Source organism: Sulfuricurvum sp. (assembly GCF_023229695.1).
In the GTDB taxonomy this organism is placed as follows: Bacteria; Campylobacterota; Campylobacteria; order Campylobacterales; family Sulfurimonadaceae; genus Sulfuricurvum.
In genome coordinates this window covers 160052-172032 of the sequence record NZ_JALNYS010000005.1, presented here as the reverse complement: position 1 = coordinate 172032, position 11981 = coordinate 160052, and the positions used below count along the sequence as shown (strand labels likewise).

Sequence of the window (11981 nt, the reverse complement as noted above, 5' to 3'; positions counted from 1 at the left end):
ACAGTTTATAGATCTGATCCTTGATCTCCTTATTGATCTTCGCTTCGGTGGATTCCAGCCGTTTTTCATACACCTCGGCCGTTGAGATCAAGGTATCGAGCGCCAGTTTGAATTTTTCGGCTTGCAGCAGTATCGCTTCAAGCTCCACCTCGTAATCCCCTTTGGGATTGAGCCGCATCAGATCTTTGTAAATGGCAACCTGACGTTCGAGCAGCGCTATCAGGTCCTGAAGTTCCTCTTCGCGCAAGACGTAATCTTTGTACTGACTGTTCAGACGTTTGACATACGAAAGGCCCGTCACAATATCAAAAGGGTTGGATATCGTCGGTAAATCTCCCGCTTCATCCGGTTTCAAAAGGGAAAGAAACGGCGATGTCCCCTGCCCTTTGAGCAATTCCACCTGATCGCTCAAAATTTTCTCTTTGGCTTGAAGGGCTTCAATTTCGAGTTTGTACTCAACGGTTGAACTTTTCCCCTGCAGCTCCAACATCCGCCGCTTTACCCCCCGAAGACTTTTACGCGTCTCCTGATAGGCCATATACGAGTTATAACTTTTAATCCAGATGCTGCTCCCGCGTGAGAGCTCTTTTTGAATTTTTTCCAGCTCCGCTTGCAGCTCCTTGGTCTTAGCCAGCTCCTCCTGCGCTTTTTGAATCTCGGCTGCTTTCGCTTCCGCATCGGCCTGTGCTTGCAGCGCTTTTTCCTCTTTGGCCGAAACGGCATAAAGAGAACCGCTTAAAAGCGAGACGGCAAGAAAAAAGGCTAAAAAAGTTTTCATACCGCCAATACCTTCGTCTGAAAGCGTCCAAGAACCTCTTTGACCGTTTCGGGCGAAACGGTGTCGGTAATCTCCACATCGCCGATTCCGTGAGGGAGGATAAAGGTAATTGCACTGTCGGCAGACTTTTTATCCAGAAAAAACGCTTGGTAGAACTTTTCAACATCCGGGATATCGTAAAAGAGAGGCAAATTATATTTGCCCAATACCGCTTTTACACGCTCCGCTTCATCCACATGCATCAAACCAATTTGAGATGCCAGATCGTTCGCCATCACCATTCCGATCGCAACACTCTCGCCGTGCAGATAGGTTGCGTACGCGGTCTCATTCTCGATCACATGCCCGAAGGTGTGGCCGTAATTGAGTGCGGCACGCAGCCCCTGCTCTTTTTCATCTTCTTCGACGACGCGGGCTTTTGTCTCTACGGCCTGCTTGATCGCAATCTCCAGATTCTCCCCTTCGCGAAGATCGTTTGCCTCCAGCCACTCAAAAAATGAACGGTTGAACGTCACCGCCATCTTGACGATTTCGGCCACACCGGCCCCGAACTCCCGTTCCGGCAACGTACTCAGGAAAGTCGGATCGATATAGACGGCGCGGGGTTGGTGGAATGCGCCGATCAGATTTTTGCCGAAACGGTTGTTCACCCCCGTTTTTCCCCCGACACTCGCATCCACCTGAGAGAGGAGGGTCGTCGGTATCTGAATAAAATCGATTCCACGGTTATAAAGGCTCGACGCGAATCCCCCCATGTCACCGATCACCCCTCCGCCAAAAGCGATCAGAGACGATTTTCGGTTCAACCGGTGGTCAAACATACGATCTAAAATAAATTCGATCGTTTGAAGCGTTTTATACTGTTCACCGTCCGGAATCGTTATGATATAAACCTCTTTTGCCTTCAGAGAACCCAGAAGTTTAGGCAAATGCAAACCCGCCACTTTCGGATTGGTCAGAATCGCCACTTTTCCGGGAAATTCAATGGGCGGCAATCCGCCGATATGGATAGGGTAGGAATCGTCAATCATACGTTTAAGGGTAATGTCAATCTTCATAAAAAAAACCTAAATAAATGGAGTGGAGTATTGAATATATAATACTCGAAAGTGACTTAAAAAACGGAGGGGAACTCCGTGAAAGAGGACTAAATCTGTGTCGGAATAAAAAGCTGGTGGTAGGTGCCAAGCTTCGTATAGAGGGTTTGTGAATCGGTCGCAAGAAGTCGCTGCAGCGGTGAAGCGAACATCTTTGTTGTGAAAGGGAGACACTGTAGAAAGTTATCTTTTTCTCTCAGCAGTCGGATCGGATTTTGATCTTCACGGCTGACACGGATCGATTTGGAGAAGATCGTCGATAGATTATTGAAATGGTCGATAATCTCTTTTTTGTACTCCCCCTCACTGCTTGGTAATCGATCAGTTCCAGATTAAATCCGAACTGCGAAACGACGTCAAAAACCGTTGTCGAAATATGTTCGATATGATTCTCTTCGTCCAAAATAACGACCGACTCTTTCAATCCCGAAAACGACCGTTCGGCCAGTTTCAGTACCGGTACATGAGACGAATAGAGCTTTTTTCGAATCGATTTACGGCTGAAAATCGATTGAGAAACCAATACGAGGCCAATATGATATCTCTTAATATCATCGCTAATAATCGACAGACTCCCATTAGAATCGTATTCGATATCGATTTTTACCTCTCCTTGCGCCGAAGCTTTTATCATCCGCAGAACATCAATATCTCCGGGATTAAGCACTTTGATAATTAACGGTTTTTTGAGTTTTTTCTGAATATAAACACTCCGGCGCACCAGCGGCATGATCGTCGATGCCCTCTCGATTGCCATATCAATATAAAGATAGAGTTTACTTCCGAAAGGGGCCGGAAACTGCCCGAGTTCCCGTTTGATGGCCCGGTAAACCGAACGCAATACGGCCGGATCGCCGACCAAAACCAGCGAGTCGTTTGGCTGAATCATTTTGTTGTCGCTGGGGATAATCAGAGCACGATTACGGTAGATGGCGGCGATTTTCCAATTTTTCTGTTCAATCGAACCGATATGACGGTACACAAACGAACTTCCGAAGGGGACCAGCACCTCCATGATTTCGCCCGATCCTAAACCGATGTTTTGAGCTAAAATGGGGATATTCGGGAGGTAATCGATCAAATTGGCCGCAATAAGTTCATGCATATTGACCCATTCGATATCTTCATCGCCGTTTTTCGAATTCCACAAATCAAGGGCAATAATGCGAAGTGCCGGTTTAATCAGTCGGATATTTTTGATCGTATGCTCAAGATCGATCGGATTATCCATGGCCAAAATCACTTGGGAAAAATCCATTTTAAGCAAATTGGCAATTTTATAATAACTGGTAGGATCAAATTCAAAAAATTTAAAGCGCGCCGGATTGAAACCGCCGAAACCGCTCCCCTTCACTTCCACGACATAATAAAGGTTTTCGGAGGTGTACGTACCGATGACACGCTCAATAAAGTGGTGCCCGATAGCGCCGTCGCTGATAATTAAAATTTTTTTCATAAAAAGATACTTCTTTAACTGATGTTACGCACTTTTTGGGCAAAGCCCGTAATTTTCGGAGATTCTACCACAATCCATGTATCAAACAGATTGATCACCCTTTTTTCTCCTGCCCCAAACGGTAGAGGGCAAAATCGTATTTAACCGGGTCTTGCGGATCGAATGTTTTTAACATTTCGGTCAACTCCATGGCCGCTTTCAGATCGCATTGGCTCCGTTTGAGGAGCCCGAGACGGCGTGAAACGTTAAAAGTATGGGTATCCATCGGCATAATTAAATCGCTGTTCCTGATCCCCTTCCACAGCCCCATGTCCAGACGGTCTTTGCGGACCATCCACCGCAGATACATCATCCACCGTTTCATTGCACTCGCTTTAGGGAGATGTTCCACTTTTTTTCCGATAAGAAACGTGTACCCGCCACTGCGGTAGCCATTGAGCGAATAGAGGGTCTCGATCAGGAGATTAAGCCCGCCGATAATCCCCCCTTCGCGGTATCCGGTTTCAAAAATCCGCCCGCTTCCCCCTACTCCCCGCAACCGCTTGAGCGTAATCAGGAACTGCCCGCAGTCTTCACTGTTTTGAAAACGGTAATAGCGGTTTTGACACCCTCTGAGAATCTCGGAGTCCCCCTGCTCCAGAAGGGAAAAATCGAGACTCTCCAAAAATTTGACGATGGCCACCGCACTTCCGTACGAAAACAAGGCACATGCCAGCGCCACCGTTTCATCACCGTATCGGCGTGCCACCATCAGCGGATCGGGATGCCCTTTTGAGAGTTCATCTTCACAATTACGTGCGACCGCCTCGGCGTTCAGACGCTCTTGGATCTCTCTCACACGCGCCCCAGCATATAGAGCTGTTTACGCTCACTTGAGCCGGCAATGTCCAGCTGCTTTCGGTATTTAGCAATCGTACGGCGTACCATCGCGACACCGAATTTGGTTTGAACCGATTCCAGCAGTTTCATATCGCTGAGCGGTTTTTTGTGCGATTCGTTTTTAACCAATTCGCTCACATACTCTTTAATCGATGCATTTGAGATATCTTCGTCAATGGCTGTCGTGAAAAAATCTTTCATCGGATAGACTCCCCGGTCGCATGCAATGTATTTGTTAGCAATGGCACGTGAAATGGTCGAAGGGTTGTGCCCGAATTCATCGGCAAGGGTTTTCAGGGTCAACGGACGGATCGGGCCGCCCGTAAAAAAATCGTATTGATACTCCACAATCATCAAGCCCACTTTGTAAAGGGTCGCTTTACGCATCTCCAGTGCATCCACCAGACTTTTAGCCTCTTTGATCTTCTCGCGGACGAAGGGATGATCGACGCCGTAACCGTTATCAATCGTAACGGCGGGGTAATAACGGTCGTTTAATTTTACTTCGATCCCCTCTTCAGGATCGGTAAAAATAAAAATATCGGGAACAACATGGGCAGAATCTTCACAAAAATCAAGTGCGGGGGGATTTTTGAAACTCCCGATAACCCGCATCGCCTCATCAAAATGGGGCGCTTTACGATACCGTCCTATCTCTTCAAGATGCTCTATTAATTCCAGCGCCAGAGTGTACCCTTTGTCGCTGATCTGTGCCGATTCAAGCTGAAAAACAAACGATTCACGCAAATCGCGAGCACCGATCCCTACCGGTTCGAGATGGATAAAGCGCAGACGTACTTTTTCAAACTCTTCGAAAGTGATCGCGTGTTCTTTACATAACGGCTCACACTCCCCCTCATAATACCCCCCCTCATCCAGATTTTCGGCGACATGACGGGCAATCGCACGGGAGATCGGTGTCGGGAACAAGGAGCTATCCAGCTGCTCTTCTAAAATCTCATACAAGCTTCTGTGTTGAACGGTAAGGGCTTCAATCGCTTCGCTGTGGGAGTTTTGAATATACCCTTGCTGAATTTTTTTCGGAATTTTCGCTTCGAACGACTCTTCAAAACCCGATTTAATTTCGATCAGAGGATTGGACTCCACAAACGGAGCCATAACCTCTCCGAGATCACTCAGACTCGAATGGAGAATCGGCAACCAATTGCGTAAGGTATTGGAGAGTTTATTCTTCGCTTCAACACTCGTTTTAACCCGTAGCATAGGCAATTAGAACTTAAACGATTCACCGAGATAGTGTTGACGCACATCCGGATTGTGAGCGATCTCATCACTGGTACCGGATGCAAGCAAGGAACCGCTTTTGATGACATAGGCACGATCGCAGACGGCCAACGTTTCGCGGACGTTATGGTCGGTGATCAGAACCCCGATGCCGTATTCAACCAGCTGGGTAATGACACTTTGAATATCCATGACGGCGATGGGATCTACCCCGGCAAACGGCTCATCGAGCAACAAAAAACGGGGTTTATTGACCAATGCCCGTGCAATCTCCGCCCGTCTGCGTTCGCCGCCGCTGAGATTGATCCCCCGACGGCTTCGAATCGGTTCGATGTTGAACATCTCCAACAGCTCTTCAATCCGCTGCTGTGCCGTCTCTTTATCCAGTTTTCCCGCCTGTGCGGCAATCAAAAGATTCTCTTCGACACTCAAATCTTTAAAAATCGATGCTTCCTGCGGCAGATATCCTATCCCCATCTGGGATCGCTGATGCAACGGAAAATGTGATACATCGACACCGTCGATAAAGACTCTCCCCTCCGTCGCTTCAACAAGACCGCAAATCATATAAAACGTGGTGGTTTTACCCGCACCGTTCGGGCCGAGTAACCCTACGACCTCCCCAGTATGAAGTTCCATACTGATACCCCGGACGATTTCATGGTTCTTAATCGTTTTGACCAGACTCTCCACTTTTAATTCATGCATATTCCACCTCATACCATCGCGATGACGGATCGCATTTTGTAATTTTGACAATCACCGTTTCGATACCCGCACGTTTAAGCCATCCGATAAGGGTTGCGTCACCCCATTCGATCAAGTGGTACCCCTCACGCTCCAACTCTTCCATCATCCCTAACGATAAAAACTTCTCAAACCCGTAATTATAAAGATCATAATGGTAGAGGTTCGCCCCATACACCTGCTGAAGGGAAAAGGTCGGAGAGGTAACCGCCTCATCCAATCCCAAATACGCGGCAAACGCCTGCGTAAACGTCGTCTTGCCGCTTGCAAGATCCCCTTGCAAGATGACAACGCCCCCCGAGGGAAGTTTATCGGCTATCGTACGACACAGTTGCGGCAATTCGCCCTGAGTAAGTTTCATCATAGCTTGGAAGAGACCGCAATAATCTGTTTGAATTTTTCGGATGCACGCCCCGATAGGAGAGTCTCTTTCGCTATCTCGATTCCGTCCTGGATATCCCGCGCCATGCCGTCGGCAATAAGGGCGTAAGCGGCATTGATCAAAACCATATCGCGCTGTGCATCTGTCCCTTGATTATTGAGAACATTCATTAAAATCTCAGCATTGAGGTGCGCATCCCCTCCCAATATCGCTTCGAAAGGGGCTTTTTTGATTCCGACGGCCTCAGGATCGATTTCAAAATAGTGTATTGCCCCGTTTTTGAGCTGGGCAGCATAGGTAATGTCGCTGATGCTGATCTCATCCATTTTCTCCCGCGAACTGACGACAATCGCCGATTTCATCCCCAGCTCCTTGGCCGCCTCGGCCATTTTTGGGACAAAAACCTCATCAAATACCCCGAGAAGAATCTTGGAAAGTCCTACCGGATTGGTCAGAGGCCCCAGAATATTAAACACCGTCTTCTCAGGAATCGAACGGCGTACCGGCATAATAAACTTCATTGCCGGATGGTGGTATTGGGCAAATAGGAAAGCAAATCCGGTCTCTTCGAGCAATCTAATACTGTTTTGAAGCGTTAAATCGAGTTTAACCCCCAAATATTCCAATACATCCGCACTTCCCGATTTGGAGGTGATGGAACGGTTGCCGTGCTTCGCAACATACGATCCGCTTGCGGCCAAAAGGATCGAAACGGTTGAACTGACATTAAAACTTCCGCTCTTATCTCCGCCCGTTCCGACGACATCGATCAATTTTTCTTTTAACGGTGAAGGGACGTCAAGAAGGATCGAATGGCGTCGCATCACTTCAGCGGCAGTAGCGATCATCGATGCAGAGGTCGAAGCGTCTAACGGCATCGAGAGTAAAAAATCCCGCATCTCTTCATCGCTCATACGATGTTCAAACAGCGCTTCGAAATCTTTTCGGGTCGGATTCATACCAACTCCTTTACGTAAAGATGCTGCTGGCTTTTCGGGGTTGATTTAATGGTAGGAAGCGAAAGCACTTCATACCGAAGCTCCTTTTCCAAATAAACCAAAGTAATCACGTCGCCGATTGCAACATTTTTAGACGCCTTCACCGCTTTGCCGTTTAGATACACGACCCCCTCTTCAATCATATCCTGAGCTACGGCACGACGTTTGGTCAGATTGACCGCATTTAAAAATTTATCAATTCGCAAAATTAATCCGTGATAGTGATTTTGAAGTCTCAATTGTAGAGGATAAAAGCTAAAATGGAGATAAGGCGCAAAAATTGTTCCAGATAGCACTTACGGCGCGGGGGATTCCGAATTGCTATCAGGCTCCGATCTGAAGTCACTGGTGTAAACACCGAAATGGGGACCGATAAAACGGAGCAAAATAGAGTAAAATTCTTGTATATTGATCGGTTTCTCCAGTACCTCATCCATCCCGGCATCATACGCTTTTGTTTTATCGCTATTCGATACATCTCCGGTCAGGGCAATAATTGCCAAACCATCGAATTTTGGAAGGAGGCGTATCGCTTTTGTCGCATCGTATCCGTTCATCTCCGGCATATTGATATCCATCAAGACCAAATCGAACGGTGATTCATTTTGAATGGTTTTTAACGCTTCACGACCGTTTTGAACACTTATGATCTCTATACCGCTCCCTTTCAGCAAACTGCGGATCACCCTTTGATTGATCAAATTGTCTTCAACCAATAAAATTCGGCTTCCGGCCAACTGTTTAATATGTTCTTTGAAATGACTTTTGTTTTCAGAATATTTTTTAGGATAACTGGTTTCCCCATCGGAGAATAGTGCGATAATCGTGTCGTACACCTGTTTGGGGGTAACCGGCTTGGAGAGGCAGTAATCAAACTCTAAATAGAGATTGCTAAACGATTCATCCACGATTTCCATCGTCCCCATCACCACCAGACGGATGTTTCGTTCTGTTTTCAGAAGTTTCAACTGTTCGACCGTCTCTTCGGTCAATAAAGTTTGATCCACAAAAATGGCATCGTATTTGTCATTCTCCCATTGGACCGCCTCTTCTACCGAGGCAACAACAAAACTGGTATAATGGAAATATTTCAACATGTGTCTCAATACATTGACCGCCTTGATACTGGGGTCAATCACTAAAACATGTTTGTTCATCATCAGGGAGGTAGAGGGGAGACGATAGTTACGTATGTCTTCGGGATCCAATACCTGCACGTTGAGCGTAAAAACGAAACTGCTCCCTTTTCCGAATTCACTTAAAACGCTGATCGATCCCCCCATCAGTTCCACCAGCTCTTTGGCGATCGACAGGCCAAGCCCCATCCCTCCGTACACACGTGCGGTAGAGGCTTCGGCCTGAACGTAACTTTTAAATATCTCCGCCGTTTTATCCTCTCTGATCCCGATCCCCGTATCGGTAACCGTCCATTCCAATACCATTGTATGTCCCGTTACCTTTACTTTTTTGACCGACAAAGTAATGCTCCCCTCCTCCGTAAACTTGATCGCATTGGTCAAAAGGTTGATAATAATTTGACTCAAACGGAGTGAATCTCCAACCACCTGTTGCGGAATTCGCTGATCAATATCAAAGATTAACTCAATTTTCTTTGCATGAACTTTCTCTAAAATAATATCCGACACATTATCAAGCATCTCCTGAAGATTAAAGACACTGTTTTCTACCGATAAGACACCCGACGATATTTTTGAAAATTCCAGAATATCGCCGACAATCTGAACCGCCATCTCCCCGGAACGCCGGATACGCTCAACCTCTTTGGTTTGGTAACGGTTAAGACCCGTTTGGGCAAGAATATGGCTCAATCCGATGATGGCATTGAGCGGAGTACGAAGTTCATGGCTGATTTTTGCCATAAACAGCTCTTTGCGTTCAATCGTCATTTTGAGTTCACGCATCGATTGGGTCAACTCACGGTACCGGCGCTGACGGATTAGCAGAAGTATCCCCCCCGCTAAAGCCAGAATCCATCCGAGCATTCCGACTCCCCATTCGGGTAAAAGCGAGCGGTTTTTTGTCTCCGATATTTCGGGCTTGAGGAGAGGAGCAGGAGGGTTGGAGGGCTTTAATACAACCGAAGGGAGAGAACGTACAGGGGTAATCGGTTCGGATTCGGTACTGGATTTAACCGAAACGTTAGAGGCAGTGGCGCTAATCGGTTGGAGAAGAGATTTCGGCTCAGATGAGGGGGGAAGTAGGGTTGCATCGGTCACATATTCATTGATAAACGCATCAGGATACTCTTTTCGGACCGTTTCATAGACTTTTTTCAAAACATCGCGGTTGCCGAAAGGCTCTATCGTAACGATGTAGTAGTTCCCGGAAGGACGCGAGACAAAATGAAAAGCAAATTTCTTCTCTAATTGCTGAATCTCATCAACGGAACCGACCGAGTCGTTCAGATGGCTCAATATCGCTTCGGCATATTCTTGTGTGGGAGAGGATGCGACAATGATTTTCCGGTACTTTTCACCGCTCCATGCCACCTCAACGACAATCATCAATCCCAGTATCAACCCTCTAACCATTGCAACGTCCCATCTGTTTTATATAATATAAAAGAATAGTATATTGGATTCCGTCTAAAAAAACCGTATACCCGTAAATTAACTCCCAAACCCGCTTTTAAAACTCTCTTTTTCCACCACGATTTTCTTTTGCTTCTCTTTTCGGGCCGTATCTTTTTCGACGAAGATTTTTTTACGTGTTTGCGGATCCATCTCGGTGTAGTACATCACCGCAGAGTACGTTCCCGGCGTGGGGGTAAAGACCTGTGCTTGTTCAGGGTTCATCTTGAGTTCCTCGGTCGTAAAGCGTTTCAAATCGTGCATGTCTTTCTCGGTACATCCCGGATGGGCGGCGATCAGATAATAGGTCAAGAACTGCTTTTTTCCCTCTTCTTTGTTCAAACGATCATAGAGCTTTTTAAAATCGACGAGGGTTTGTTTCCCCGGTTTGTTCATCAGATGCAAAACATGATCGGAGGTGTGTTCGGGGGCAACTTTCATCTGTCCGGAGATGTGATGTTTCACCATCTCTTTGAGATACTCATATCCGTTTCGTTTGTCTTCGTTGATCAGATCATACCGTACCCCTGAAGCGACAAACGCTTTTTTGATCCCGCGCACTTCCCGCAGTCGACGGAGGAGATTGATGACACGGGTGTGATCGACCTTCATCGATTTACACAGGTGGGTATCATCGACGCAGCGCTGATGATCGCACGTACCGTGTTTCAGTTTTTTGTTGCACTCATAACCGTACATGTTGGCGGTAGGGCCTCCGACATCACCGATGATCCCTTTGAAATCTTTGTACTCGGTAAACTGGGTTGCCTCTTTTAGGATGGATTCCTCGCTACGGGTACGGATGGTGCGCCCCTGATGGACACCGATCGCGCAGAAGTTGCACTCCCCCCAGCACCCCTGATGCGTCATGATGGAAAACTTGATCGTCTCCAGACATTTGACCGACCCTTGCGGCCGATGATAGGGGTGAAGCTCACGGGTAAAGGGCAATGCAGATACGGCGTCCATCTCATTCTCATCCAGATAGTCGGCAGGAGGGTTTTGGATACTGTACCGCCCGTCCACCTCTTGACACAGCCCCTTTGCTGAGATAGGGTCATTATGGTTGTAAAATAGATCGAAGAGATCGATATAACGCTCTTTGTTTTCCAAACACTCTGCATGAGAGGGCAACGTCAGATACCCCTCACGAGGCTCTTTGGAAATATAACACACCCCGCGAATGTTATGAGGCGATTCACCGGAGGCTAACGCTTTAGGAAGAGCGACAATCGCCCCCTCCCCCATCCCGTAAATCAGATAGTCGGCTTTGGAATCAAAGAGGATCGGTTTGCGCAGTTTGTTCGTCCAGTAGTCATAATGGCTCACGCGACGCAGGCTCGCTTCGATCCCGCCCAACACGATGGGAACCGTATTTTTAAAATATTTACGGATCAAGTTCGTATAGACCAGCGTCGCGCGATCGGGTCTGGCATTGTTAACACCGCCGGGGGTATAGTCGTCACTGTTACGGAATTTCTTCGTTGCGGTATAGTTGGAGACCATCGAATCGACGCTTCCGCCGCTCACACCCCAAAAAAGTTTCGGCTCTCCCAAACGCATCACATCGTCAGTGTTGATATCGGGCTGCCCGATAATGCCGACTTTGTAGCCCTCACGTTCCAAAATCCGCCCTACAACGGCAACCCCAATAAAGGGTGAATCAATATAGGCATCGCCGGAGATCAGGATCACATCGCACCGATCCCATCCGCGCAAATCCATCTCAGCGCGTGTGGTAGGGAGGTATTGAAGGTATTCAGGGGGTATTGATTTCATAGGCGAAGTGTACGGCGATTTCTCTTACA

At 47.3% G+C, this 11981-nt stretch carries 10 protein-coding genes and 1 pseudogene; all 11 read right to left on the bottom strand.

What is annotated here, in order from left to right:
- Positions 1 to 778, bottom strand: a pseudogene (locus tag M0P91_RS05040) (mechanosensitive ion channel family protein); the annotation flags it as partial.
- Positions 775 to 1836: a 3-dehydroquinate synthase gene (gene aroB / locus M0P91_RS05035; protein ID WP_295065259.1), complete on the bottom strand. Its 1062-nt coding sequence runs from the start codon at positions 1834 to 1836 to the stop codon at positions 775 to 777. The gene aroB and the pseudogene M0P91_RS05040, both read right to left, overlap by 4 nt.
- A gap of 235 nt (positions 1837 to 2071) precedes the next feature.
- Positions 2072 to 3331, bottom strand: coding sequence for a TrkA C-terminal domain-containing protein (locus tag M0P91_RS05030; protein ID WP_295065257.1), 1260 nt, complete (start codon positions 3329 to 3331; stop codon positions 2072 to 2074).
- A 94-nt stretch (positions 3332 to 3425) separates the two neighbouring features.
- A complete protein-coding gene (locus M0P91_RS05025) occupies positions 3426 to 4169 on the bottom strand; it encodes a TIGR02757 family protein (protein ID WP_295065255.1) in 744 nt (247 codons plus the stop codon).
- Positions 4166 to 5434 carry an RNA polymerase factor sigma-54 gene (locus M0P91_RS05020; protein ID WP_295065253.1) on the bottom strand — a complete coding sequence of 423 codons (1269 nt, stop codon included), beginning with the start codon at positions 5432 to 5434 and terminating at the stop codon, positions 4166 to 4168. The genes M0P91_RS05025 and M0P91_RS05020 overlap by 4 nt, the downstream gene beginning before the upstream one ends.
- Before the next feature lie 6 nt (positions 5435 to 5440).
- On the bottom strand, positions 5441 to 6163 hold the full coding sequence (gene lptB, locus M0P91_RS05015) for an LPS export ABC transporter ATP-binding protein (RefSeq protein ID WP_295065250.1): 723 nt from the start codon (positions 6161 to 6163) through the stop codon (positions 5441 to 5443).
- Positions 6156 to 6563, bottom strand: a complete 408-nt coding sequence (tsaE, locus tag M0P91_RS05010) for a tRNA (adenosine(37)-N6)-threonylcarbamoyltransferase complex ATPase subunit type 1 TsaE (RefSeq protein ID WP_295065248.1) — start codon at positions 6561 to 6563, stop codon at positions 6156 to 6158. Before tsaE ends, lptB begins: the two co-directional genes overlap by 8 nt.
- Entirely contained in the window at positions 6563 to 7543 is a 981-nt protein-coding gene (trpD, locus tag M0P91_RS05005; protein WP_295065246.1) for an anthranilate phosphoribosyltransferase, read from the bottom strand. The genes tsaE and trpD overlap by 1 nt, the downstream gene beginning before the upstream one ends.
- A complete protein-coding gene (locus M0P91_RS05000) occupies positions 7540 to 7788 on the bottom strand; it encodes an RNA-binding S4 domain-containing protein (protein ID WP_295065244.1) in 249 nt (82 codons plus the stop codon). The genes trpD and M0P91_RS05000 overlap by 4 nt, the downstream gene beginning before the upstream one ends.
- A gap of 90 nt (positions 7789 to 7878) precedes the next feature.
- Complete coding sequence (locus tag M0P91_RS04995) at positions 7879 to 10134, bottom strand: response regulator (protein ID WP_295065242.1); 2256 nt, start codon at positions 10132 to 10134, stop codon at positions 7879 to 7881.
- 78 nt (positions 10135 to 10212) lie between these two features.
- Entirely contained in the window at positions 10213 to 11952 is a 1740-nt protein-coding gene (locus M0P91_RS04990) for a YgiQ family radical SAM protein (RefSeq protein WP_295065240.1), read from the bottom strand.
- Between the last annotated feature and the right edge of the window lie 29 nt (positions 11953 to 11981).

Bases quoted from the DNA above. Each gene is read 5' to 3' on its own strand.
- aroB (WP_295065259.1), bottom strand. From the start codon at position 1,836: ATGAAGATTGACATTACCCTTAAACGTATGATTGACGATTCCTACCCT.
- tsaE (WP_295065248.1), bottom strand. From the start codon at position 6,563: ATGAAACTTACTCAGGGCGAATTGCCGCAACTGTGTCGTACGATAGCC.
- M0P91_RS05020 (WP_295065253.1), bottom strand. From the start codon at position 5,434: ATGCTACGGGTTAAAACGAGTGTTGAAGCGAAGAATAAACTCTCCAAT.
- M0P91_RS04990 (WP_295065240.1), bottom strand. From the start codon at position 11,952: ATGAAATCAATACCCCCTGAATACCTTCAATACCTCCCTACCACACGC.
- M0P91_RS04995 (WP_295065242.1), bottom strand. From the start codon at position 10,134: ATGGTTAGAGGGTTGATACTGGGATTGATGATTGTCGTTGAGGTGGCA.
- M0P91_RS05030 (WP_295065257.1), bottom strand. From the start codon at position 3,331: ATGAAAAAAATTTTAATTATCAGCGACGGCGCTATCGGGCACCACTTT.
- lptB (WP_295065250.1), bottom strand. From the start codon at position 6,163: ATGCATGAATTAAAAGTGGAGAGTCTGGTCAAAACGATTAAGAACCAT.
- trpD (WP_295065246.1), bottom strand. From the start codon at position 7,543: ATGAATCCGACCCGAAAAGATTTCGAAGCGCTGTTTGAACATCGTATG.